This window comes from Nocardia sp. NPDC003183 (genome assembly GCF_053590715.1).
The window spans coordinates 346,282-369,702 of sequence record NZ_JBSFTG010000002.1 but is presented as its reverse complement, the minus strand read 5'-3'; the positions used below and the strand labels follow the sequence as shown (position 1 = coordinate 369,702).

At 67.7% G+C, this 23,421-nt stretch carries 27 protein-coding genes; 13 read left to right on the top strand and 14 right to left on the bottom strand.

Annotated elements, in window-relative coordinates; all coding sequences use genetic code 11:
- Positions 1-65 precede the first annotated feature (65 nt).
- The 3 genes from ACWDXS_RS09565 to ACWDXS_RS09555 all read right to left on the bottom strand — a co-directional run bounded on the left by ACWDXS_RS09565 (position 66) and on the right by ACWDXS_RS09555 (position 3,408).
- On the bottom strand, positions 66-917 hold the full coding sequence (locus ACWDXS_RS09565; protein ID WP_378632716.1) for a TIGR02569 family protein: 852 nt from the start codon (positions 915-917) through the stop codon (positions 66-68).
- Between the two features lie 111 nt (positions 918-1,028).
- Entirely contained in the window at positions 1,029-2,210 is a 1,182-nt protein-coding gene (gene moeZ / locus ACWDXS_RS09560) for an adenylyltransferase/sulfurtransferase MoeZ (RefSeq protein WP_449963996.1), read from the bottom strand.
- Between the two features lie 109 nt (positions 2,211-2,319).
- A complete protein-coding gene (locus ACWDXS_RS09555; RefSeq protein ID WP_378991265.1) occupies positions 2,320-3,408 on the bottom strand; it encodes a DUF3152 domain-containing protein in 1,089 nt (362 codons plus the stop codon).
- A gap of 195 nt (positions 3,409-3,603) precedes the next feature.
- Between ACWDXS_RS09555 and ACWDXS_RS09550 the strand changes: the two genes are divergently transcribed.
- Positions 3,604-4,287 carry a TetR/AcrR family transcriptional regulator gene (locus ACWDXS_RS09550; RefSeq protein ID WP_056812916.1) on the top strand — a complete coding sequence of 228 codons (684 nt, stop codon included), beginning with the start codon at positions 3,604-3,606 and terminating at the stop codon, positions 4,285-4,287.
- 61 nt (positions 4,288-4,348) lie between these two features.
- On the opposite strand, the gene ACWDXS_RS09545 is transcribed toward ACWDXS_RS09550, so the two are convergent.
- Entirely contained in the window at positions 4,349-4,576 is a 228-nt protein-coding gene (locus tag ACWDXS_RS09545) for a DUF3107 domain-containing protein (RefSeq protein ID WP_067450585.1), read from the bottom strand.
- Positions 4,577-4,676: 100 nt separating this feature from the next.
- Positions 4,677-5,213, bottom strand: coding sequence for a YceI family protein (locus ACWDXS_RS09540; RefSeq protein WP_387447036.1), 537 nt, complete (start codon positions 5,211-5,213; stop codon positions 4,677-4,679).
- Between the two features lie 100 nt (positions 5,214-5,313).
- Between ACWDXS_RS09540 and ACWDXS_RS09535 the strand changes: the two genes are divergently transcribed.
- The gene (locus ACWDXS_RS09535; protein ID WP_378991262.1) at positions 5,314-6,186 is read left to right on the top strand and encodes a helix-turn-helix transcriptional regulator; all 873 of its coding nucleotides are present in this window, start codon (positions 5,314-5,316) and stop codon (positions 6,184-6,186) included.
- A gap of 37 nt (positions 6,187-6,223) precedes the next feature.
- On the opposite strand, the gene ACWDXS_RS09530 is transcribed toward ACWDXS_RS09535, so the two are convergent.
- From ACWDXS_RS09530 to ACWDXS_RS09520, 3 genes are all read right to left on the bottom strand, one after another.
- On the bottom strand, positions 6,224-6,913 hold the full coding sequence (locus ACWDXS_RS09530) for a ferritin-like fold-containing protein (protein ID WP_378991260.1): 690 nt from the start codon (positions 6,911-6,913) through the stop codon (positions 6,224-6,226).
- 72 nt (positions 6,914-6,985) lie between these two features.
- Positions 6,986-8,416, bottom strand: a complete 1,431-nt coding sequence (locus tag ACWDXS_RS09525; RefSeq protein WP_378991258.1) for an RNA-guided endonuclease TnpB family protein — start codon at positions 8,414-8,416, stop codon at positions 6,986-6,988.
- Positions 8,417-8,509: 93 nt separating this feature from the next.
- The gene (locus ACWDXS_RS09520) at positions 8,510-9,562 is read right to left on the bottom strand and encodes an alpha/beta fold hydrolase (protein WP_378991256.1); all 1,053 of its coding nucleotides are present in this window, start codon (positions 9,560-9,562) and stop codon (positions 8,510-8,512) included.
- A 481-nt stretch (positions 9,563-10,043) separates the two neighbouring features.
- On the opposite strand from ACWDXS_RS09520, the gene ACWDXS_RS09515 reads away from it, so the two are divergent.
- From ACWDXS_RS09515 to ACWDXS_RS09495, 5 genes are all read left to right on the top strand, one after another.
- Entirely contained in the window at positions 10,044-11,741 is a 1,698-nt protein-coding gene (locus ACWDXS_RS09515) for a DEAD/DEAH box helicase (RefSeq protein WP_449963987.1), read from the top strand.
- A gap of 274 nt (positions 11,742-12,015) precedes the next feature.
- The gene (locus ACWDXS_RS09510; protein WP_378993561.1) at positions 12,016-13,251 is read left to right on the top strand and encodes an Rv3212 family protein; all 1,236 of its coding nucleotides are present in this window, start codon (positions 12,016-12,018) and stop codon (positions 13,249-13,251) included.
- A gap of 23 nt (positions 13,252-13,274) precedes the next feature.
- A complete protein-coding gene (locus tag ACWDXS_RS09505; RefSeq protein WP_378993560.1) occupies positions 13,275-13,892 on the top strand; it encodes an acid phosphatase in 618 nt (205 codons plus the stop codon).
- The gene (locus ACWDXS_RS09500; protein ID WP_378993559.1) at positions 13,889-14,374 is read left to right on the top strand and encodes a GNAT family N-acetyltransferase; all 486 of its coding nucleotides are present in this window, start codon (positions 13,889-13,891) and stop codon (positions 14,372-14,374) included. Before ACWDXS_RS09505 ends, ACWDXS_RS09500 begins: the two co-directional genes overlap by 4 nt.
- A gap of 3 nt (positions 14,375-14,377) precedes the next feature.
- On the top strand, positions 14,378-15,055 hold the full coding sequence (locus ACWDXS_RS09495) for an endonuclease V (protein ID WP_378993558.1): 678 nt from the start codon (positions 14,378-14,380) through the stop codon (positions 15,053-15,055).
- Position 15,056: 1 nt separating this feature from the next.
- Here the strand turns inward: ACWDXS_RS09495 and ACWDXS_RS09490 are convergent, their stop codons facing one another.
- A complete protein-coding gene (locus ACWDXS_RS09490) occupies positions 15,057-15,461 on the bottom strand; it encodes a hypothetical protein (protein WP_378652422.1) in 405 nt (134 codons plus the stop codon).
- A 139-nt stretch (positions 15,462-15,600) separates the two neighbouring features.
- On the opposite strand from ACWDXS_RS09490, the gene ACWDXS_RS09485 reads away from it, so the two are divergent.
- Together ACWDXS_RS09485 and ACWDXS_RS09480 are read left to right on the top strand one after the other, a co-directional pair.
- Positions 15,601-16,545: a diacylglycerol/lipid kinase family protein gene (locus tag ACWDXS_RS09485; protein ID WP_449963981.1), complete on the top strand. Its 945-nt coding sequence runs from the start codon at positions 15,601-15,603 to the stop codon at positions 16,543-16,545.
- Between the two features lie 251 nt (positions 16,546-16,796).
- On the top strand, positions 16,797-17,051 hold the full coding sequence (locus tag ACWDXS_RS09480; protein ID WP_022567051.1) for a WhiB family transcriptional regulator: 255 nt from the start codon (positions 16,797-16,799) through the stop codon (positions 17,049-17,051).
- Positions 17,052-17,165: 114 nt separating this feature from the next.
- Here ACWDXS_RS09480 and ACWDXS_RS09475 read toward each other — a convergent pair whose 3' ends face one another.
- Both ACWDXS_RS09475 and ACWDXS_RS09470 read right to left on the bottom strand, forming a co-directional pair.
- A complete protein-coding gene (locus tag ACWDXS_RS09475; RefSeq protein ID WP_379312578.1) occupies positions 17,166-18,680 on the bottom strand; it encodes a sensor histidine kinase in 1,515 nt (504 codons plus the stop codon).
- 31 nt (positions 18,681-18,711) lie between these two features.
- Positions 18,712-18,927: a biotin/lipoyl-binding carrier protein gene (locus ACWDXS_RS09470; protein ID WP_378632681.1), complete on the bottom strand. Its 216-nt coding sequence runs from the start codon at positions 18,925-18,927 to the stop codon at positions 18,712-18,714.
- An 85-nt stretch (positions 18,928-19,012) separates the two neighbouring features.
- On the opposite strand from ACWDXS_RS09470, the gene ACWDXS_RS09465 reads away from it, so the two are divergent.
- Complete coding sequence (locus ACWDXS_RS09465) at positions 19,013-19,087, top strand: 50S ribosomal protein bL37 (protein ID WP_022597109.1); 75 nt, start codon at positions 19,013-19,015, stop codon at positions 19,085-19,087.
- A gap of 78 nt (positions 19,088-19,165) precedes the next feature.
- On the opposite strand, the gene rsrA is transcribed toward ACWDXS_RS09465, so the two are convergent.
- Both rsrA and ACWDXS_RS09455 read right to left on the bottom strand, forming a co-directional pair.
- Positions 19,166-19,423 (bottom strand): mycothiol system anti-sigma-R factor, encoded by a 258-nt coding sequence (gene rsrA / locus ACWDXS_RS09460; protein WP_378993575.1) that lies wholly within the window; start codon positions 19,421-19,423, stop codon positions 19,166-19,168.
- A 20-nt stretch (positions 19,424-19,443) separates the two neighbouring features.
- Complete coding sequence (locus tag ACWDXS_RS09455) at positions 19,444-20,157, bottom strand: sigma-70 family RNA polymerase sigma factor (RefSeq protein ID WP_378993574.1); 714 nt, start codon at positions 20,155-20,157, stop codon at positions 19,444-19,446.
- 164 nt (positions 20,158-20,321) lie between these two features.
- On the opposite strand from ACWDXS_RS09455, the gene ybaK reads away from it, so the two are divergent.
- The gene (gene ybaK / locus ACWDXS_RS09450) at positions 20,322-20,798 is read left to right on the top strand and encodes a Cys-tRNA(Pro) deacylase (RefSeq protein ID WP_449963976.1); all 477 of its coding nucleotides are present in this window, start codon (positions 20,322-20,324) and stop codon (positions 20,796-20,798) included.
- Between the two features lie 87 nt (positions 20,799-20,885).
- Positions 20,886-21,197, top strand: a complete 312-nt coding sequence (locus tag ACWDXS_RS09445; RefSeq protein WP_378993555.1) for a hypothetical protein — start codon at positions 20,886-20,888, stop codon at positions 21,195-21,197.
- Between the two features lie 60 nt (positions 21,198-21,257).
- Here ACWDXS_RS09445 and ACWDXS_RS09440 read toward each other — a convergent pair whose 3' ends face one another.
- The gene (locus tag ACWDXS_RS09440; protein ID WP_449963972.1) at positions 21,258-22,010 is read right to left on the bottom strand and encodes an SOS response-associated peptidase; all 753 of its coding nucleotides are present in this window, start codon (positions 22,008-22,010) and stop codon (positions 21,258-21,260) included.
- Between the two features lie 112 nt (positions 22,011-22,122).
- Here ACWDXS_RS09440 and aroA point away from each other — a divergent pair, with 112 nt between their 5' ends.
- On the top strand, positions 22,123-23,415 hold the full coding sequence (gene aroA / locus ACWDXS_RS09435; RefSeq protein WP_379312575.1) for a 3-phosphoshikimate 1-carboxyvinyltransferase: 1,293 nt from the start codon (positions 22,123-22,125) through the stop codon (positions 23,413-23,415).
- Positions 23,416-23,421 lie beyond the last annotated feature (6 nt).

Sequence of the window (23,421 nt, the reverse complement as noted above, 5' to 3'; positions counted from 1 at the left end):
AAGCTACCGAATCCGATTGTCCGGCACTACATCTCAACCGGATGGTCGGTGGGATAAATCCGACATCACAATGCGAGTCGCACCATATCCGCTGTTCTCGCCAACCCAGGGAACGCTTCGGGGGTCGAACGCGGGTGCAGGGCGTGGACTGCCAGCCGGAACATCAACGCCCGTAACAACATCTGGGGCCATTCGGGCAGGGTGGCCCAGCGGTCGAGTAAACCGTCATCGCCCCCACCCCACGCCAGCGCGTCGACCACGACGACCCCCGCGGCCCAGGTGGCGGGGCGCCAGTAGGGGGTGATGTCGGTGAGGCCGGGGGTGTGGGCGCCGGTGAACAGAACCGTGCCGAAGAGGTCGCCGTGGACGAGTTGGTCGGGGCTGCGGACGGGTTTGCGCAGCGTGGCGAGCTGGCCGATCAGTTCGAGGGAACGCTGGCCGTCGGGGGTGGCGGCGATGGGGACGCCGCCCGCGCGCAGGGTGCGCAGCGGGACCGATTCCCAGGCGGCCCGGTCGGCGGCGACGAACACGTCCACGTCGACCCACGGGGCGACGGGCGGCTGGACCAGGAAGCGGGGGCGTTCCAATTCCGCTGTCGCCTTGTGCAACCGCAGGGAGACCGAGACGACCTCGTCGTGGCGGGGCTCGGGGGCACCGTCCACGAAGGTGTCGGCACGCCAACCGGAGACTACATAGCGTCCGTCGGTGGCGCGGACGGGGCGGGCCACCCGCAGCCCGTCGACCGCCAGGTGTTCACGTACTTTCGCCGACCACGCGGCCCTGGCGTGATCGGCGACGGGGCTGAGCACCACGTCGCCCATGCGCCAGCCACCGTCCCAGTCTCCGAGGGAAACCGGCGTCACTTCGCGAAGCCCGAATGTGGCTCGCACATGCTCGGGAGGTTCGACTGAGGTCACGGCCGTACCGTAACCCCGCGATCACCGCAGGCGACCCAAGGCACGCTGTGATAGTCCACTTTGCGACCTCACCGCAATATGCGATGAGGTCGCAAACCGGCAGCTATCGGGTCAGTAGACCGGAAGCGACGGATCCACCTGCTTGGCCCAGGCCACCACGCCGCCCTGCAGATGCGTCGCGTCGGCGAAACCGGCGCGCTTCAACGCGGCCAGCGCCTCCGCCGACCGGATGCCGGTCTTGCAGTGCAGCACGATCGGCTTGTTCTGCGGCAGTTCGGACAGGGCCTCGCCGGACAGGATGCGGTCCTTGGGGATCAGGGTCGCGCCCGCGATGTGGACGATGTCCCACTCCACCGGCTCGCGCACGTCGATCAGCTCGACCTTGTCGGCATCGAGGAGATCCTTGAGCTCGGCGGCGGTGATGGTCGACCCGGCCGCGGCCGCGGTGCCTTCCTCCGACACCACACCGCAGAACGCGTCGTAGTCGATCAGTTCGGTGATCGGCTCACGCTGCGGATCGCGGCGCAGCTTGATGGTGCGGTAGTTCATGTCCAGTGCGTCGTAGACCATCAGGCGACCGAGCAGCGTCTCACCGATGCCGGTGATCAGCTTGATCGCCTCGGTCACCATCACCGATCCGATCGACGCGCACAGCACGCCCAGCACGCCACCCTCGGCGCAGGAGGGGACCATTCCCGGCGGCGGGGCCTCCGGGTACAGGTCGCGGTAGTTGATGCCGCGCCCGTCGGGGGCGTCTTCCCAGAACACCGAGACCTGGCCCTCGAAGCGGTAGATCGAGCCCCACACGTAGGGCTTGCCCGCGAGGACGGCGGCGTCGTTGACGAGGTAGCGGGTGGCGAAGTTGTCGGTGCCGTCGACGATCAGGTCGTACTCGGCGAACAGCTCCACGGCGTTCTCGGGCTCCAGGCGGATCTTGTGCAGCCGCACGTCGATCCCGGAGTTGATCTCCAGGATGGAATCGCGGGCGCTGTCGGCCTTGGGACGGCCGATGTCGGATTCACCGTGGATGATCTGGCGCTGCAGGTTGGAGGCGTCGACCTCGTCGAACTCGACGATGCCGAGCGTGCCGACACCGGCCGCGGCCAGATAGAGCAGGGCAGGCGAGCCGAGGCCGCCCGCGCCGATCACGAGGACCTTGGCGTTCTTCAACCGCTTCTGACCGTCGACACCGAGATCGGGGATGATCAGGTGCCTGCTGTAGCGAGCGATTTCGTCCTTGGTCAGTTCCGCGGCCGGTTCAACCAGCGGCGGCAACGTCCCTGTGAGAGACACGTGAGAACTCCTGTATCTGAAGGCGGCTGGGCCTGGTGGCCGTTCTGCTGTCTACAACAAGACCCGCCGCGCTGTTCTTCCCGTCCATGGTCCCGCATGGGCGAGGCCACTAGCCGCGCGGGTACGGCCAGGGGTTGAAGCGGCAGGTCTTGCCGTCGGCGGGGACCACGCCGTGGGGGTCGAGCAGGGCGATGTCGTTGTTCTTGGTGCCGAAGGTCTGCTGCATCATGATCGGCGCGAGGCCGCCGTCGGTCTCGCACGGCTGATGGCCGTGATAGCCGATGGCGTGGCCGACCTCGTGGTTGATCTGGTATTGCCGGTAGGAACCGATGTCGCCGTCGAAGGCCAGCGCGCCGCGGACCCAGCGGACCTCCGAGAGCACGACCCGGTCGAGGTCGGCGTTGTAGCACGACGAGTCGATCGGAATCTCGAAGCCGCACGCGGCGCGGGTGCTTTCGCGAGAGGTGAGCGAGAGCCGGAAGTCGGCCGGGCCCGCGTCGATGCGCTGGAAGCCGAACTTGGGGTCGTTGGTCCAGCTCTTCGGGTTGGCCAGGGTGGTCTCCACCATCTTCGCCACGGCGGCGTCGCCACCGAACGGTGCGGTGTCGATGCCGTCCTCGACTTCGACGGTGTAGCGGAACACGCGCTCGGTGCCGGCGCCGACCTGGGCGCTGGTGCCCGGCACCACATGCCAGGTGCCCGCCGCGCGCTCGACGTAGTCGCCGCCCTCCGGCAGCGCGCCCAGCGGCAGATCGGCGGGGAACTTGCCGTCGCCGGGAGGTGCCCCGATGATGCCGGACTGCGCCACCTTGGGACTCAGCGCGCCGAAGCCGGGATCGCTCGGCGGCGGGATCGGCCCGGTGCGCACCGCGTCGACGACGACCAGCACGGTGATGGCGAGCAGCACCGGCAGCGCGTAGGCACGCCACCCGTAGGCGGACACGAATCGACCGAGCGCGCTCTGCTTCTTCGCCTCCCGCTGCGGGCTGCGCGGGCGGCCGTTGTCGTGGTCGGTGGGATCCCAGCGGGCACGCAGCGGCTGGCGGGATCGGTCGGCGGGCTGATAGAGCCCGAGCGGGTCGTAGACCTGCAACTCCCGCCCCTCCTGCGCCGACGTGACAGCACCGGACTCGGAGGGTTGCGTGGAGCGAGCGACATCGCGCCCGCCGTCGGCATGGTCATCCGTCCGGTCGGTCACCCCATCAGATTCTCACAGTGCGCAAATCCGCCGTACGGGCGGCCGGAGGAGATCGCGCGGTTACGGCCCGGCGAACTCCGTGGACTGGTACTACATTTCCAGGGCGAGACGCAGGGCGAACACCGTGCGAGTATCGTTCGTGGGATACCCGACCGCACACCCGGCGGCCCGGGGAATCGACTATAGAGAGCCGAGATGACTGACCTCGTGGACCGCATGCCCTCGCGCCGATCGGTGCCGGAGACGGTCCCGGCCAAACGCGGCACCCGCCTGCCTCGCGACGAGCGCCGCCAGCAGCTGCTGCTCGCCGCCAGCGAGGTCTTCGTCCAGCGCGGCTACCACGCGGCGGGCATGGACGAGATCTCCCAGGTAGCCGGGGTCAGCAAGCCGGTGCTGTACCAGCACTTCGCCAGCAAGCTGGAGCTGTACCTGGCGGTGCTGCAGAACTACGTCGACATCCTGGTGTCGAGCGTGCGCCAGGCGCTGCGCTCCACCACCGACAACAAGCAGCGCGTGCGGGCCGCGGTCGCCGCGTACTTCGATTTCGTCGACAACGAGATGCAGGGCTTCCGCCTCGTCTTCGAATCCGACCTCACCAGCGAACCGCAGGTGCAGCGCCGGGTCGAGCAGGCCACCGAAGCCTGTGTCGACGCGGTGTTCGATCTGGTCGCCCACGACTCGGGTCTCGACCCGTACCGCGCGCGCATCCTTGCCGTCGGCCTCGTCGGCGCCAGCCAGTTCTCGGCGCGCTACTGGCTCGAAGCCGACCGCCCGGTCCCCAAGGACGAAGCCGTCGACACCACGGTGTCGCTGGCCTGGGGTGGCCTCAAGCACGTGCCGCTGACCGCCGCCCAGCGTGCCTACTCCCAGGACCTCTGAGTCCGCAACGACGAAAAATGCCCCGCCATCGGAAATGGCGGGGCATTTTTGTGTTCGCAGCTCAGATCGTGGCGAAGCCGACTCGGCCGACGGCCGGGGAACCGATTTCCACGTAGGCGACCTTCGCGGCCTGGATCAGGAACTTGCGGCCCTTCTCGTCGGTGAGTGACACGACACCGGCGGAGCCGCTCAGCGCATCGGACACCAGCGCCTCGATCTCATCAGGGCTCTGCGCACTGTTGATCACGAGCTCGCGCGGGCTATCCGAAATACCGATCTTGACCTCCACGGCCAACCTCCGAACGTAAGAGTCCTGTGTTGTCAGGTCCCAGGCTAGTGCAGCCCGAACACCACCGCTCCCACACCTGGTGCGCTGTCAGCGAACGGGATCAGGCGGGCTCGATCAGTTCGATCTCGAGTTCGATCTTCACGGTGTCCGACAGCATGCCCGGCATAGCGACGCCGACGCCGAAGTCGGTGCGCTTGATGGCGCCGGTGGCGGAGAAACCCGCGTGCCGGGTGCCGTCGGGGAAGTCGGCGATGCCGCCCCATTCGACGTCGAGGGTCAGCGGCTGGGTGATCGCGCCCAGGGTGGCCTCGCCGGTGACGGTGAAGGTTTCGGCGACCCGGACCGGCTGGGTGGCACGGAAGCTCAGGGTCGGGCGGTTGGCGACGTCGAGGAAGTCGGCCTGGCGGATGTGAGCGTCGCGGTCGGCGTTGCTGGTGTCGAAGGAATCGAGTTCGATGGTGGCGCCGAGGGTGGCCGCGCCCGTTTCATCCACGACGAACTCGGTCTGGAAGCGGGTGAATCCGCCGCGCACCTTGGCGATCCCGAGGTGGCGAATGGTGAACGCGACCGAGGAGTGGGCGGTGTCGAGGGCCCAGGACCCGGTCTTCAGCTGCTGGGTCTGTGTCGAGGAAGTCATACCTCCACCCTGACCGGACTGCGGTCCGTTAACCAGACCGCGGTTATCCTGGTCCTGGCAGGGCGTGGCTGACAGCGCCATGACCGGGCACCATCGAGACATGGTAGGCGCAGATATGGCAGATCATCCCGGCGCTCGTTCGGCATTCGCGGAACTTCTCGTCGCCCGTCGAGCCGAGCTGAATCCGGCCGACGTGGGCCTGCCCGGCGGCGGCAGGCGTCGCACCCCTGGTCTTCGCCGTGAAGAGGTCGCGGTACTGGCCGGTGTCAGTGCCGACTATCTGGCCCGGCTCGAGCAGGGCCGCGACACCAATCCGTCGATGGCGGTCGTCGACGCACTCGCCACCGCCCTGCGGTTCAACGACACCGAGCGTGGCCATTTCGCCTGGCTGGCCCTGACCACCAGCAGCGACGCCCGGTGCCCGAGTACCGCTTTCGATCCCGCCCTCGATCAGGTGCCCCCCGCCCTGCGCGGCGTGCTCGACTCGCTCGACCCCACCCCGGCGTTCGCTCTCGGCCCCCGGGCCACCGTGCTCGCCTGGAACAACGCGTGGTCGGACCTGGCCGCCCCGCTCGGCCTGCTCGACAATCCCGACCTGGTCAACCTGGCCCTGTGGACGTTCCGCCATCCGCTCGCCCGCACCACGGTCACCGACTGGGCCCAGTTCGCCGACCAACTCGCCGACCAGCTCGCCAGAACGCGCCTGCGTCGCCCCGATGACGAACGCGTCGCCGAACTCATCGCCGACCTGTGCGAGGAACCCGAGTTCGCCCGCCGCTGGCAACCCCACCGTCTCGCGGAGGATCTGCCCACCCTGCTCGGCTTCGAACATCCCACCCGAGGCACCATCACCTACACGGTGCAGACGCTGGCGGCCGACAACGATCAACAGGTCGTGATCTGGCTGCCCCGCGAAACCGTCTCCCGCACACCGGAATTGCGCCTCGTCCAGCACCACGCGATCGGCGGCTGATCACCCCCGATCGGCCGGGTACCCGAGTGCCGAACAGCTACAGCCCGAGTTCTGCCATGCGGGCCGCGTGCCGCTGCTGCATGCGGTCGAACAGGGTCGCGATGCCGTTGAGATCGCCGGTGGCGGCGAGGACCAGTTCGGCCAGCTCGTCGCGCTGGGCCATCACGAACTGCGCCTGGGTGATCGCCTCGCCGAGCAGCCTGCGCCCCCACAGCGTGAGGCGGTCGCGCTCGGAGCGGCTGGCCGCCACCGCGCTGCGGACCTCGTCGACCACGAACTGCGAGTGACCGGTCTCGGCGAGGACATCGCGCACCACATCGGAGACCTCGGTGGGTAGCGCGCCCGCGATCTCGGTGTAGAAGTCGGCGGCCAGGCCGTCGGCGACGTAGAACTTCACCATCGACTCGAGCCAGGTCGACGGGTCGGTGGAGGCGTGGTACGAGTCCAGCGCGCCCTGGTACTGCGCCATCGCGGCCTCGGCGTCGGCGCCGCGCTCGGTGAGCGCCGCTTCCAGGGTCTCGAAGTGCGCGAGCTCGGCGGCGGCCATCTTGGCGACGCCGATCCGGCCGCGCAGCGACGGCGCCTGCTTCGCCTCTTCGGCGAGCCGGTAGAACGCGGACAGCTCGCCGTAGGCGAGGACCGCGAACAGCTCCGTCACCCCCGCGTGGTCCGCGGCGAGCGGCTCGGTCGAGAAGAATTCCGGCGCGCTAGAGGTCTGGGCTCCCATGACCGTCAACAATACAGCGTGTCCGAATGCTCTGACCGCCTCCAGACACCGCCCTTCTCGGGCGTCCTCAGCTCATGCCACTAACGTGGTTCGGGCTTCGGTTTCCGCGTCAACCAGACCGGTTTCACCAACACTCACAGAGTGTCGGTCAGATCCGGTCTGTCGGCGGACTTTGGTGACCCGGCCTCCTGCTCGGGGGTCCGGGGATCGTGAGAAGTCTTGGTGAATCATCGGCCATTGCGCGAGGTTGACCGCCGCGTTGTGATCACGATCGCCGCGAAACCCGCACTCGCAGAAGAACACCCGATCCGCCAACGTCAGCGTCGAGTTGATCGCCGTGCAGGCCGAGCATCGTTTACTCGATGGGAACCAACGGTCGGCGACCGTGATCACGCCATCCCGCCATGCTTGCTTGTAGGTCAGCATCCGGGCGAAATCCGCCCATCCAGCATCACTGATCGCCCGCGCCAGCCGACGGTTTCGCACCATCCCCGCCACATGCAGGTCTTCGATTACGAGCCGGTCGTGGGTCTTGACCAGCGTGTTGGCGACCTGATGGGCGAAGTGACGACGAATATTGGCAACCCCGTGATGGTGACGGGCCAGTCTGGTGGTGGCTTGCCGGTGATTATGTGAACCTTTCTGTTTGCGTGATACCGACTTCGCCAGGTGGCGTTGCCTGTCCAGGGCGGCGGCCAAGGGTTTGGGCGCGATGATGCGGGTGACTTCGGCCCCGCCAGCGGTCGCGGCAACAGCGAACACACTCAACCCACGATCTATCCCGACCCAACCATCGTGATCGCCCAGTTCTCGCGGCTGATGACGGTGAGCCGGGTGCAGATCGGAAGCTTCGCAGGTCAGGCTGATCCACCACCGCGCCGCCCGATACGAAACGGTGGCATACAGGATTCTCGCGCGGTCTTTCGTAAGCAGACGCCGCAACCGGCGAGTGTCTGCACGCACCCGGATCGCACCGATCCCGGACAATGTCACCGACCGGGGACTGTCGTTGTCACCGACTCGGATCTTCGTTCGCCCGGTCTTGGAGTGCTTGTTCCGGATCCGGAACGACGGGATGGTCTTGTCCTTCTTCTTGAAACGAGGAAACCCGACCCGCGCACCCGCACGTTTCCCGGCCCTGGAGTCCGAGAACGCTTTCAGGGCATGTCCGCAGTCGACAGCTGCTTCTTCGAACACCTGCTGACAGACCTCAGTCCGCCACGCCAGCCCGGTCACCACCACCTCGGCTGTTCCGCCCGCGTCGACCGCGATCACTCGTCCGGCGGCTTCGGTCCTCTTCCAGGTGTTGAACGCGTTGATCAGATCGAACCCGGTCCACGGCACCCGATGATCCGGTGAGCTCTTACGGAGGCGGAGGGCCGTTGTGACAACATCGAGGCTGCGGTTGAACGCAAACCGAGCAGCTCCTGCATGACGAGCGAGCACCGCGGTTTGCTCGACCGTGGGGTCGAGTTGATACCGGAAGCTCGTATGGCGGCTCATCATCGGCGAGTGTGACACAGAACACCGACATCGAATTGCTCGAGGCCAACCCGACCTAGCTCAGATTCCCCTTGAACTTGGTCCGATCAGTGCTCAGTCGCGTTCGGCCAGGAATTTGTCCAGGTGCGCCCACGTGGTTTCGCGGGCCTCCGGTCCCGTGAGAATGCCGAGGTGACTGCCTGGAACGACCTCGTAGGTGACCGATGACGAGCCCGACAGCGTGCGCAAACCGGCCTCGACAGCGGCCTTGGGGGTGATCACGTCGGACTTGCCGCCGATCAGCAGCACGGGCACGCGCACGTCGGCGAGTTCGATGGTCCGGTCGCGCAGTTCGAGCCTGCCGTTGCCGATGTCGTTGGCCAGCATCATCCGGCCCCACAGCTGGTTGTAGAAGCGGCCGGGGTAGCCGGGCATGGCGGCCTGGAAACGGTCGATGGATTCCATCTTGGCCAGGGTCCCGGTATTCGCGATATTGCTGGCGATGAACCTCGGACGCGCCAGTTCACGGTCGTAGGCGGCGAGCCGGTAGGCCAGTTTGGTCAGCGGTGCCGGAATGCCGCCCGCGGCACGGACAACCGTGGTGGAGCCCCAGCCGCCGGTGAGGCCGGCGACCGCGCGCAGCTGCGGAATTCCGAGCATCTTGTCGTAGTCGAGCGGCGGGCCGACACCGGTGACCGAGCGGATCGGCAGTTCCGGGTTCGCGGCTGCGGTGAGCAGCGAGAACATGCCGCCGACGGACCAGCCGATCAGGTCGACCGGGGCGCCGCCGCGATCGGCGCTCACGCGCAGGATCGCCTCGGGCAGGATGTCGAGGACCCAGTCCTCGAAGCCCATCCGGCGATCGGCGAAAGAGATGTCGCCGTAGTCGATCAGGTAGGGCGCACGGCCGGTCTCCACCAGGTACCGGGCCAGGCTCTGGTCGCGACGCAGGTCGAAGCAGGTGGCGGGCGCGGCCAGCGGCGGCACCAGCAACACCGCGGAATCGCTTGCCGCAGACTGGAATTCGGTATCGTAGCGACGCAGCAGACGATGCGGCTCGTCCCACAGCACGGTCGAGGGCGCCGGGTCGACGGGCTCGATGCCTGCGCCGAAGCTCAGCGCCCACGCGTTGCGCGCGGCAGTGGTGACGGTGTCGGTGATACTCACGACTAGAAATGTCTCACACACAGTACCGCCGGTACCAGTGAGCTCGATTACACCGGTGGACACGCGCGAAATCCGGCACCGATGAATTGCGCTGCGACACACCACCGGTGCTGAGGTAATCCCGTGGCGAGCCCGTTTTCGCGCGGCATTCAACCACGTCGAAATTCGGATTCCGCAGAATATCACGCTACAATCTCCGTGGACAACGCTAGTTTCGACGCCCGGACATACTCCGCGGCGTGGCACTCCACCGGCGCACAGCGCGGGCGGACAGCGGCGTTGCCCAGACAGCAATGTCGAAGAAAATGTGCGCGCAACGAATCCGCATCACCGCAGCGCCGCGCCGATGACACCGTCTCGACGACCACGCATAACGCCTGGTCGGCGATGGTTATCCGGCGCCGGCCCGGTGAATATCACAGGCGGGTATGTGGTCGTCGCGGGCCGACCGGCCCGCCCCACCTCGTGCGTGCGAGATGCAATGACGAGGAAGGCACGAACACTGAGCAAGATCACTGTCGAACAGGAACCCGGTTTGGCCGACACACTCCTGACGGCCGAACTGGACAACACCCACATCCCGCCGAGTTTCGCCGAATTGGGCGTGCGCGAAGAAATCGTGCGCGCACTCGGTGAGATCGGGATCGAACGCACCTTCGCGATTCAGGAACTGACCCTGCCGCTGGCACTGGCCGGCGAGGATCTCATCGGCCAGGCCCGCACCGGCATGGGCAAGACCTTCGGTTTCGGCGTGCCGCTGCTGCACCGCATCGCCACCGCCGACACCGGCACCACCCCGCTCGACGGCACCCCGCGCGCGCTGGTGATCGTGCCGACGCGCGAGCTGTGCATCCAGGTCACCAAGGACCTGGAGAACGCGAGCAAGTACCTGACCAACCACCAGGGTTCGCTGAAGGTCGCCGCCATCTACGGTGGCCGCCCGTACGACACCCAGATCGCCGCACTGCGCGACGGCGTCGACGTGGTCGTCGGCACCCCCGGTCGCCTGCTGGATCTGGCGAACCAGAACCACCTGATCCTGGGCAAGATCGGCGTGCTCGTCCTCGACGAGGCCGACGAGATGCTCGACCTGGGCTTCCTGCCCGATATCGAGCGCATCCTGTCGATGGTGCCGGACAAGCGTCAGACGATGCTGTTCTCGGCCACCATGCCCGGCCCGATCATCACCCTCGCCCGCACCTTCCTGACCAGGCCGACCCACATCCGCGCCGAGCTCGCCAACGACTCCGCCGTGCACGATCGCACCGCGCAGTTCGTCTACCGGGCCCACGCGATGGACAAGGCCGAACTGGTCGCGCGCGTGCTGCAGGCGGAGTCCCGCGGCGCGACGATGATCTTCACCCGCACCAAGCGCACCGCGCAGAAGGTGGCCGACGATCTCGCCGAGCGTGGTTTCAATGTCGGCGCCGTGCACGGCGACCTCGGTCAGATCGCCCGCGAGAAGGCGCTGACCAAGTTCCGCAAGGGCGCCATCGACGTGCTCGTCGCCACCGATGTCGCCGCGCGCGGTATCGACATCGACGACGTCACCCACGTCATCAACTACCAGTGCCCCGAGGACGAGAAGACCTACGTGCACCGGATCGGCCGCACCGGCCGCGCCGGCCGCACCGGTGTCGCGATCACCCTCATCGATTGGGACGAACTGCACCGCTGGGAGTCGATCAACAAGGCGCTCGGCCTGAACATGGCCGACCCCGCCGAGACCTACTCGCGCTCCCCCCACCTCTACAGCGACCTCGGCATCCCCGAGGGCATCACCGGTGTGATCCGCAAGCCCGCGGCCCCCACCCGTGACGACGACGCCGTAGTCGAGGAGCGCACCGAGCGCCCCAAGTCCTCCCGCAGCCGCCGCCGCACCCGCGGTGGCAAAGCCGACACCGAGGGCACCGAGTCGACCACGACCACCGAGCCGGCCGACAACGCCGACGAAGCGTCCGACGGCGACAAGCCCGCCCGCCGCAGGCGCCGCCGCCGCAAGCCCGCCGAGGCCGGCGAAGCAGCGACCACCGAGTCGAGCGAGCCCGCCACCGACGCCCCCGAATCGGCCCCGGCCGACAACGACGGCGACGACACGGCCAAGCCGGCCCGCCGCAGGCGCCGCCGCAAGCCCGCGGAACCCACCGTCTCCGACGCGGCCGCCACCGTAGACGCCTGACCCGACCCCGGGGAGGGCGCTTCACCCCGCCCTCCCACGGCCACAGCCATGGCACCCCGAATCCGCCATGACAGCACTCCCAGCCCCGCCCCCGCGACCCCTAGGGAGCGGCGGCCACCCCTCAGGGCCGCGGACACGCGCGCGCCAGCGCGCCGACAAACACAGTCGAACCGACCTGGGACTACCGAAGCCCGATTCCCCACCCCAGAACCCGTCACCCCCGCACACGACGGCGAACTCGGCCCAGTGATGCCGATCGGCTAGTGTCGCCTTCGTGCTCGCACCCGAACGGCGGACGCGCGCCGATATCTTCGTAGCAGTCGCGATCGCCGTCACCCTCGTGGTGGCGGCGTTCGTCGTATGGGCGCGCGCCGATGCCACCGGAACGGATTCGGTGACGGCGGCCTCCCCCGCCCCCACCGTCACCGCGGCCACCCAGCTGCCCACCACCTTGCGCGAGCAGTGGCACGCCGCCGACGAGTCGAGCAGGCGCGCGCTCACGTCGGGCAATGTGGTGGTGACCGGCGATCACGGCACCGTGAGTGGGCGCGATCCGCTCACCGGCAATCAGCTGTGGTGGTATCGCCGGGATATGCCGCTGTGCGGGGTCGAGTCGCAGTTCGGGACCGTGATCGCGACCTATCGCGATCAGCGTGGGTGCAGCCAGTCCGTGATGCTCGAGGCCGATACCGGTGCGCGCCGGGTCGCGCGCAGCAGCTACATGGACGACGAGATCCGTGTCAGCGGTGACGGCACCTACCTGCTGGCGCTCGGCGCGAACCGGCTGGAGATGTGGCGTTCAGATCTGGTACGCACGCTCGAGTACGGCTACGTGGATGCCCCGGTGAATCCGAACACCCAGCCGCGCAACGGATGTGCCCTGCGGTCGGCCGCGTCGAGTTCTTCGCGACTGGCCGTGCTCGAGCGCTGCCCGGGTGACGCGACCGACCGGCTGACCGTGCTCAACCCGGCGCCGAAGGAATCGACCGCCCCCGAGGAATACGGCTCGCGGGTGCTCACCGCACCGGGTGCCGACGCGCCGCAGATGCGGGTGATCGCGGTGTCGGACAACAAGATCGCGGTCTACTACCCGCCGACGCCCGCGACCGCCACCGGCCTCGGGCTGCCGGCCAGGATCGCCGTGCACGACGGCACCGGCAACGAGATCGCGACCTACCAGCTCGCCGCCCCGTGGGACGAGCGCACCACGGTGACCCGCCTCGGCTCGGCCATCTACGTCTTCACCGGCAACAGCCTGATCGCCTTGAGCTCCAGCTCATTACAGCCGGTCTGGACGGTGCGCGACGCTCTCGGCACCCCCGCCCTGATGGCGGGCAGGCTGCTGGTCCCGGTCCCCGACGGGCAGCTCGCGGTGGACAGCGGCAACGGCGCGACCGTCGCCCAGATCCCGCTCGCGCGCACCGACTACCGCGGCGACACCATCTCCACCGCCGTCCTGGGCAACACGGTCTTCGAACGCCGCGGCGGACAGCTCTACGCGCTCGGCTGAACCCGCACTGCCATGATGGAACCATGTCCACACCCGATGCCCGCCTGGTCCTGCTGCGCCACGGCGAAACCGAGTGGTCGAGTCAGCGCAAGCACACCAGCTTCACCGACTTGCCGCTGACCGAGCTGGGCGAAACCCAGGCCGTCGCGGCCGGGCTGGTGCTGAAATCCCTCGACCTGCGCGATCCGCTGTGCTTCACCAGTCCGCGGCTGAGGGCGAGACACACCGCCGAACTGGCAGGTCTGTCGCCGATCGAGGTCGACGACGATCTGGTCGAGTGGAACTACGGCGAGTACGAGGGCATCACGACCGCGCAGATCCGCGAGACCGTCCCCGGCTGGACGGTGTGGACCGCGCCCGTGCCCGGCGGGGAGACGGCCGAACAGGTGGGCGCCAGGGCCGATCGGGTACTCGCCCGGGCGGAGCCGGAGCTGGCGCGGCGCGACGTGGTCCTGGTCGGTCACGGGCACTTCTCGCGGGTGCTGATCGCGCGCTGGGCGGAGTTCGCGGTGCGTGAGGGACGCCGCTTCGCGATGTCGACCGGTGCGGTGAGTGTGCTCGGCTTCGACCACGACGCCCGCTCCATCTGGGGCCACAACCTGACGACCCGCACCGAGCCGATCGAAGGAGTCCACCGATGAGCGCATTCGTCCGCCGCGCCACCCCCGCCGACGTGCCGGCGATGGTCGGGCTCGTCCACGATCTGGCCGAGTACGAGAAGGCTCCCGCCGAGTGCACGCTCACCCCGGAGCAGTTGCGGTCCGCGCTGTTCGGGCCTGCCCCCGCGCTCTTCGCGCATGTCGCCGAGAACGATGGTGACGTGGTCGGCTGTGCCATCTGGTTCCTGAACTACTCCACCTGGGACGGCGTGCACGGCATCTACCTGGAGGACCTGTACGTGCGACCCGAGACCCGCGGTACGGGGCTCGGCCGCGCCTTGATCGCGGCGCTGGCCGCCGAAGCGGTCGAACACGGCTACAGCCGGGTGTCGTGGTCGGTGCTCACCTGGAACACACCGTCGATCGAGTTCTACCGATCTCTCGGCGCCGCACCGCAAGACGAGTGGATCGGCTATCGACTCGCCGGTGCCGAACTGTCGGCGCTGGCCGCCACCGCGAGCTGAACCGTGCGCATCGCGTTGCCCCACGATTGGCCACGGACACCCGACGAGGCGATCGCCCTCCAGGACGAACTCCGCCCTTCGGTATCCACCGAAAACCCCGCGCCGCCGCAATTTTCGACGGCGGCCGGAATTGATTCGGCGTATGCCGACGACGGCACCGTCGCGACGGCCGCGGTAATTATCGACATCGCCACCATGGAAACGGTGGAATCAGCAGTAGCACACGGCATTTCGGAATTCCCTTATGTGCCTGGGCTACTCGCGTTCCGGGAGCTGCCCGCAACGGTTGCCGCATTGGAAAAGCTCACTGTCACACCGGATCTACTCGTGTGTGACGCACAGGGTGTGGCGCATCCCCGGCGTTTCGGATTGGCGTGTCACGTCGGATTGCTCACCGGAATTCCGACCATCGGTGTCGCCAAATCGGTGTGGGGCGAATACCGCGCGCCGGGGCCGCGCCGCGGTGACGCCAGCGACGTGACGATCGACGGCGAGGTCGTCGGTCGCGCGCTGCGCACGCGCGACGAGGTGAAGCCACTGTTCGTCTCGGTCGGCCACCGCATCGACCTCGACACCGCCTGCGACCGGGTACTTGCCCTCACGCGGGGTTTCCGGCAACCCGAGACCACCCGCCGAGCCGACCACCTGTGCCGCCAGGCACTGCGCGCGGCCACGGCCTGACCTACGGACGCTCGTCGTCCTCGGGGATCTCGCCGTAGTCCTGGGCCATGAATCGACTCGTGGCGGGGGCGAACAGCGCGGCCAATCCGGCGACCGCCACGAGCCCGAGCAAGCTTCCCCACAGCGGCTGATGTGAGTCGGTCAGCAACGACCAGGCCACCGGCAACAGCAACACGTTCGCGATGACCGCGATGGCCCGCCCCCAGCGTTTGCCGCGCAGCAGCCCGATGCCCGCGGCGAGCACCCCGCCGAACAGCACCCCGAACCAGATCGCGGTGCCGACCCCGCTGGCCGCGGACTGATCGTGTCCGGTCAGCGCCCGCACGATCAGCACGATCGCGGTCACCACCCCGGCCAGCCCCTCCAGCGAAACCAGCCCACCGGCCACCCGCACTGTCGTCGGGATACCGGTCGGCACCTGGTCGCCGCCCTCGCGCTGGTCACCGTCTGTCACGTCCTGCTCTGCCACGTGCCCAGCCTACGACGACGTGTCGTGGCGCCCGGCGCGCGCCGGGTGTTCGCCCGCGCGCACTACCCTCGGCACTGTGCGGACGTTGCTCATTGTCAATCCCAATGCCACCTCGACGACCCCGGCCACCCGGGATCTGCTCGCTCACGCCTTGGAGAGCCGAACGCAGCTGACCGTTGCGCACACCCAGCATCGCGGCCACGCGGCCGAACTGGCCCAGTGGGCATCGACGCAGGAGATGGACCTGATCGTCGTGCACGGTGGCGATGGGACGGTCAACGAGACCATCAACGGCTTCCTGCCGGTGCCCCAGGTCGGCGACGACCAGGTGTGGCTCCCACGTCTCGGGATCATCCCGGGCGGCTCGGCGAACGTCTTCGCCCGCGCGCTCGGCATCTCCCCCGATCCGGTGACAGCAACCAACCAGCTCATCGATCTGCTGGCGCGCGATGCCGACCGCCGGATCGGGCTCGGTCTCGCCGACGACCGATGGTTCACCTTCAGCGCGGGCGTCGGCCTCGACGCCGATGTGTGCGAGTCGATCGACACCGCGCGCGCCAAGGGCCGCAAGGCGACGCCCGCGCGCTATCTGCGTACCACGGTCCGGCAGTTCTTCCGGGCTCGGCGGCAGGATCCGAGCGTCACCCTCGAGGTAACAGGACGGGATCCGGTCGAGGAGGTCTATTACGCCTTCGTCACGAATTCGAGTCCGTGGACCTATCTCGAGGACCGCCCGATTCGCACGAATCCCACCACCACCTTCGAATCGGGCCTCGGCGTGTTCGCGGTGCGGTCGATGAGTGTGACCCGCACACTGCTGCTTGCGCGGCAGTTGCTGGCCGAGAATGGAAACCCCAAGTCGCCCATACTTTTCCGCGCCGACGACGTGCCGTCCGTGCGAATCGAGACGGGCCAGGAGATCGGCCTGCAAATCGATGGCGACTTCATCGGAAAACGCAAGATGGTGCATTTCACATCCGTCCCCAGCGTGCTCGACGTGGTGGCACCCAAGCCGTCCTGACCACCGGACGGCAAGAAAAATCTCCTGGTTGCGCTGCGAAAACCCGGAGACGCGAGTACAAAGGACCGGGCAGGTTCCCCTTGTGGGGGCCTAGAGCGTGATCTCCCCCACGGTGCGCCGGAGACCTATTGACATCTACGGTGATCGTGAAAGCATTCACAAGCAACCGTGCGGAAACATTCGAGTCGCACAAGTGAACGATCCACTAACTACAGGCGCCCTTTGTGGCGCCCTCGCAAAGGAGCAGAGGAATGGACTGGCGCCACAAGGCCATCTGTCGCGATGAGGACCCCGAACTGTTCTTCCCGGTGGGTAACAGTGGTCCTGCGCTCGCGCAGATTGCCGATGCCAAGCTGGTCTGCGCCCGCTGCCCCGTCACGGCCGATTGCCTGTCATGGGCCCTCAAGTCCGGACAGGATGCCGGCGTGTGGGGTGGAATGAGCGAAGACGAGCGTCGCGCGCTCAAGCGGCGCAACGCGCGCACCCGTACGCGTACCTCCGTCTGAATCGACGGACCTGGCGTTGCCGGGCCATCAGCCCCGGTCCGGTAACGCATGTGTGAGAACCCGGCACCTTCACGGTGCCGGGTTTATTGTTGCCCACCTGAGGTTTCCGTAGCCTCAGCGCCCGGAACGGCGGCCGAGCGGAACCCGCAACACCGCGTCGGTGCCCACATCGGCACCCGGATGCAAGCCGATCGAGCCACCCAGTTCCGAGGTCACCAGGGTGCGCACGATCTGCAAACCCAACCGGTCGGAACCTTCCAGACTGAACCCTGACGGCAGGCCACGGCCGTCGTCGGAGATGATCACGTCGAGCCAGCGAGCCGACCGTTCCGAGCGAATCGTCACGGTACCGTTCTCCCCCGCGTCGAAGGCGTGCTCGATCGCGTTCTGCACCAGTTCCGTCAAGACCATCACCAGCGGCGTCGCCCGTTCGGCGGAGAACACCCCGAGCGAACCCGCGCGGCGCACCTTGATCCGCGCGGTGTGCACCGTCGCCACATCGGCCATGATCGGCAGCAGCCGGTCGATGACCTCGTCGAGGTCGACTTCCTCGTCCACCGACATCGACAGCATCTCGTGCACCGAGGCGATGGAGGTGACCCGTCGCACCGATTCCGTCAGTGCCACTTGAGCTTCCGGGTTCTCGGTGCGGCGCGCCTGTAATCGCAGCAGCGCCGCCACGGTCTGCAGATTGTTCTTCACCCGGTGGTGGATCTCACGGATCGTGGCGTCCTTGCTCAACAGCGCGCGATCGCGCCGCTTCACCTCGGTGACATCGCGCACCAGCACCGCGGGCCCGGCCAGTTCCCCGCCCGGACGCAGCACCAGGGTGCGCAACAGCACCGTCGCCCCGCGCGCCTCGACCTCCATCCGGCGCCCGGTTCGCCCGGCGAGCGCGGCCTGGATATCGGCCACCACTTCCTGGGCGTCGAACGGATCGGTGATCAGCGAGCGGGTGGTCACCGCGAGATCCTGGCCGACGAGATCGGCCTGCATCCCCATCCGGTGATAGGCCGAGAGCGCGTTCGGGCTCGCGTAGACGACGATGCCGTCGGTATCGAGGCGGATGAATCCGTCGCCCGCGCGCGGGCTGGAATGCGTGGCCGCCCGATCCTCGGGCGTCGGGAAACTGCCGTCGGCGATCATCTGGCACAGATCGTCGGCGCACGACACATACGCCGTTTCGAGGGTGCTGCGGACCCGCGAGCGCGCCAGGTCGGAATCGCGGCTGAGCACGGCGATCACATCGTCGCCGCAGCGCACCGGAATCGCTTCGCGCACCGCGTGCACCGGGCTCGGGTGATAGACCCCGCTCACCTCGACCTCGGTGTCGGTGCGCACCGTGTGTCCGCTGAGCAGGGCATCGAAGACCTGCGGGAAGTCGGTGCGCGAGGCGGTGGTGTCGACCTTGTCGTCGAGATGCACGGTCGGCGCGGTCGTGGGCCGGATCTGGGCCACACACACCACATCGGAACCGTCGACGACCGGGCCCGCGCCCACCCACAGCAGCAGATCGGAGAACGAGAGGTCGGCGAGCAACTGCCAATCGCCCACCACCCGTTGCAGATGGTCCACGGCGATGCCGGGAAGGTCGGTGTGTTCGGCCAGGAGCTCGCTCAGTGTTGCCACGCTGGATCTACCGCTTCGTTGCTCGGGTGAGTTACGCGATGGTGGCGATGAGGTCGCCCGCCTGGAGAACCTGGCCCGGGCTGACGTCGACCGACGTGATGTCGCCCTCGACCTCGGTGAGCACCGGGATCTCCATCTTCATCGATTCCAGCAGCACCAGTGTCTGGTCGACCCGGACGTGTTCGCCCACGGTGACCTCGACAGCGAGCACGGTCGAGACCATCTCCGCGCGCACTTCTTCAGGCATGGCACCCCTTCGTTAGTATCCGCCGAAGCTACAGCCAACCACACGTGAAACAATGGCTCTCGACCAGACAGAGAAGGGAGCTCCCATGGGTAAGCGTGGACGTAAGAAGCGCAGCCGCAAGGGCAACGCCGCAAACCACGGCAAGCGTCCTAACGCTTGAGTCGTGCCGCTGCGCACAGACGACAACAGCACGCTCTCAGAAGCTACTGAGAGCGTGCTGTTTCCGTATCCGGGCTGATCAGCCTTCGGTGGTCTCGATCCTGGTCACCGAGATCGTCCGGTGGATCTCCAGCTTCAGCCGGTCGCGCAGGCCTTCGGGAGCGTGCTCGCCACCGCATTTGCGGCTGAGCAGACCCTTGATCTTCTCCTCGATGCCATAGGCCTCGATGCACGGGCTGCAGTGGTCCATGTGCTCCTGCAAGCGCTGCCGAGTGGCCTGATCGCACTCGTTGTCGAGCATGAGCCACACATCCGCGAGGACCGCGGTGCAGTCCATGTCGAGATCGGGATCGTCACTCACTTGACTACCTCCTGGCGTTCCCCACGGTCGAATCCACGTTCGCGCGCCACATCGGCGAGCAGGCCCTTGAGCTGCTTGCGTCCACGGTGCAGCCGAGACATCACGGTACCGATGGGGGTGCCCATGATGTCGGCGATTTCCTTGTACGGGAAGCCTTCGACATCGGCGTAGTACACCGCCATCCGGAATTCCTCCGGCAGCTGCTGTAGCGCGGACTTGATCTGGTCGTCGGGCAGGGCGTCCAGCGCCTCCACCTCGGCCGAGCGCAGACCCACCGAGGAGTGCTCGGCGGTGGCCGCCAGCTGCCAGTCGGTGATCTCGTCGGTCGGGTACTGCGCGGGCTGGCGCTGCTTCTTGCGGTAGGAGTTGATGTAGGTGTTGGTCAGGATCCGGTACAGCCAGGCACGCAGATTGGTGCCTTCCCGGAACGACTTGAACCCCTGGAACGCCTTCACGAACGTCTCCTGCACCAGGTCCTCGGCATCGGCCGGGTTCCTGGTCATCCGCAGGGCGGCGCCGTAGAGCTGGTCGATCATCGGGAGCGCATCGCGCTCGAACCGGGCCGCCAGCTCGGCTTCGTCGACTTCCGTGCCGGACGCACCGTCGGACACCACGTCGTCGTCGCTCGTCACACCAATCCCTTCGATCGCCGTAGTAGCCGAATCTACCGGCACGACGGAATCGACTGGCAATCGCGCACCCCGTGGCAGGACAGGACGCTCCTCGAGCAGCAGTGTCACTATCTCTCCTTCACGTCGTCTCTGGCCGCGTTGGCTTGTCACTTGTGTGCAACATGCACCCCCGCATTCGTGTTCCCACACCGGCGGAAATCTGGTTGCCGGACCGGGCGTGGCCGCGATTAAGGTGACCGCTTATGTCGACTCCCGCGATCAAGGCCCTCAGCGGTATCGCGCACACGGTGCATTCCTATTCCCACGATCCACGCGCCGACTCCTATGGCGACGAGGCCGTCGACGCACTCGGCGACGAACTGGGAGTGCGAGCCGAGCAGATCTTCAAGACACTGGTGATCGAACTCTCATCCGGCACGCTCGCGGTGGCCGTTCTGCCGGTGCCCGCGCGGCTGTCGTTGAAGGCGGCGGCCGCCGCGCTCGGCGCGCCGAAGGCGAGCATGGCCGACAAGACCAAGGCCGAGCGCACCACCGGCTATGTGCTGGGCGGGGTTTCGCCGCTGGGTCAGCGCAAGAAGTTGCCCACTGTTGTCGACGCCTCCGCGCTCGACTGGGATCGGGTGCTGTGCAGCGCGGGCAAACGCGGGCTCGAAATCGAGTTGGCGCCCGCGGATCTGGTGCGTGCCTGCGCGGCCGTCACCGCCCCGATCACCAGCTGAGGCAATCCGGTCGGCGCCTCGTTCCGAATCACTTCGACGCATTCTGCGCCCGGTACGACCGATTCGACCCGAGGATGTGATGCGAAAATGTCCGCTCGTTCGACGATCGCCGCCCTGTCCGGTGCCCTGGTAATCACTTTCGGCGCTGCCGCTATAGCTCCGGCCACCGCGGTTCCGCAGGTGGTTCCGCCGTCGCAGGCCGAGCCCGGCGACTATCCGCTCAACGGCCAGGGCACCACGCCGAAGAGTTCGCCGAAGACCGCACCCGAGACCGACGAGAAGGCCGAGAAGGCCGAAAAGCTCGGCGGTGGGGTCGCCACCGAGGTGATCGATCTGATCACGGGAGTCATCAAGTGCGGGTTGAACATCGCCACCGACTCGGTGCCCTGCTCGCTCTGAGGAACTGCTACCCGAGGCCGGGCACGATCACAACACTGTGGTCTGCCCGGCCTTGTCGTCTCATGACCCGTCGGGCACCAGGAGTTCGGGCCCGTTGTTGCGCACATTGTTGACCAGGGTGGAGACCGGGCGCGCCACGATCGTCGCCAGCTCCGCCTGCGAGGGCGGTCGCAGCAGATCGGCGGGCGCCGGGTGATCCGGGTCGAGCCAGGCGTCCCAGTGTTCGCGCGGCATCGGCAACGGCATCCGGTCGTGGATGCCGGCCAGCTCGCCGCTCGCGTCGGTGGTCAGGATCGTGCACGACATGAGCGGCTCGGCATCGGGCAGGCTGCGGTCCCGCCAGACCGACCAGAGCCCGGCCATATAGAGCAGGGAACCGTCACTGTGCGACATATAGAAGGGCCGCTTCACCGCCTTGCCCTTGCCGGTCGGTGACGGCTCGACCAGCCACTCGTACCAGCCGTCCATCGGCACGAGGCAGCGCTTGTGCTTGGCCGAATCGCGGAACGAGGGCGCGGTGGTCGCCTTGTCGGCGCGCGCGTTGAACAGCGGTTTCCCCTTGGCGGGCACGCCGGGTTCGGCCGCCTTGGTCCAGTGCGGGATCAGGCCCCAGCGCATCCGCCGGATCCGCAGCCGCGGATCGTCGTCGGGTTCGCCGTGCGCGTGCCGCTCCACGACCGTGAGCACCTGCGTGGTCGGCGCGACGTTGTAGCTGACGGCGGCGTCCGGCTCGTCGAGCCCCGTCTCGTCGACAGCGTCCAGTTCGGCCGCCAACCGGCCCGGATTCGTGGTCGTCGCATATCGTCCACACATAAAGGTCAAGATACGCGCGGGCACCGACATCAGGCGCCGCCGACGACGCCACCCCACGCCGAAAAAGCGCACCACCGGTGCGTCCGAACCGCACATAAGCGAAGATGGGGACGTGAGTTTCTGGCCTGCGCCCCATATCGAGGTCCCCGTCCACGCGACCGTGACCCTGCCCGGATCGAAGTCCATCACCAACCGCGCGCTCATCCTGGCCGCACTGGCCGATGGGCCGTCCACGCTCACCGGCGCCCTGCGCAGCCGCGACACCGATCTGATGATCGGGGCCCTGCGCGCCCTCGGCACCGAGATCACCGGCGACGCCGAGATCCTCGAGATCACCCCGGCGCCCCTGCGCAGTGCCGCTGTCGACTGCGGGCTGGCGGGCACCATCATGCGATTCCTGCCGCCCGCCGCCGCACTCGCCACGGGCGATGTCGCGTTCTTCGGCGACGAGCAGGCGAAGTTGCGCCCGCTGTCCACCATTCTCGACGCCCTGCGCAAGCTCGGTCTCGATGTCGACGGTGACGCGCTGCCCTTCGTCGTACACGGCACCGGCGCGCTGCGCGGCGGCACCGTCACCATCGACGCGTCGGGTTCCTCGCAGTTCGTGTCGGGGCTGCTGCTCTCGGCCGCCCGCTTCGACGAGGGCATCACCGTCCACCACGACGGCAAGGCACTGCCGTCGATGCCGCACATCGAGATGACGGTCGAGATGCTGCGCCGCGCCGATGTGGCCGTGCAGACCCCGGCCGATTCCGGCAACGCCCAGACCTGGACCGTGGCGCCCGGCCCGATCCGCGCGGTCGACTGGGACATCGAGCCCGACCTGTCCAACGCCACCCCGTTCCTGGCGGCGGCCGCGGTGACCGGCGGCGAGGTGAGCATCCCGATGTGGCCGCGCGGCACCACCCAGCCCGGTGACGTGATCCGCGAGATCCTCGTCCGGATGGGCGCCGAGGCCCGCATCTTCGACGGCATCCTCACCGTGCACGGTCCGGAACGCCTGGCGGGCATCGACATCGACCTGCACGATGTCGGCGAACTCACCCCCACCGTCGCCGCGCTGGCCGCACTGGCCGATTCTCCCTCGCGGCTGCGTGGCATCGCCCACCTGCGCGGACACGAAACAGACCGGCTCGCAGCACTTTCCGCCGAGATCAATCGTCTCGGCGGCAATGTCACCGAGACCGAGGACGGCCTCGAGATCGTGCCCACCCCGCTGCACGGCGGACAGTGGCACTCCTACGCCGATCACCGGATGGCCACCGCCGGCGCGATTCTGGGCCTGCGCGTGCCGGGGGTGGAGATCGAGGACATCGGCACCACCGCCAAGACCCTGCCGACCTTCGTCGCACTGTGGGAGCAGATGCTGGCTCCCGCGTTATCCAGTGACGGAGTGGCGCGCTGAGCCGCC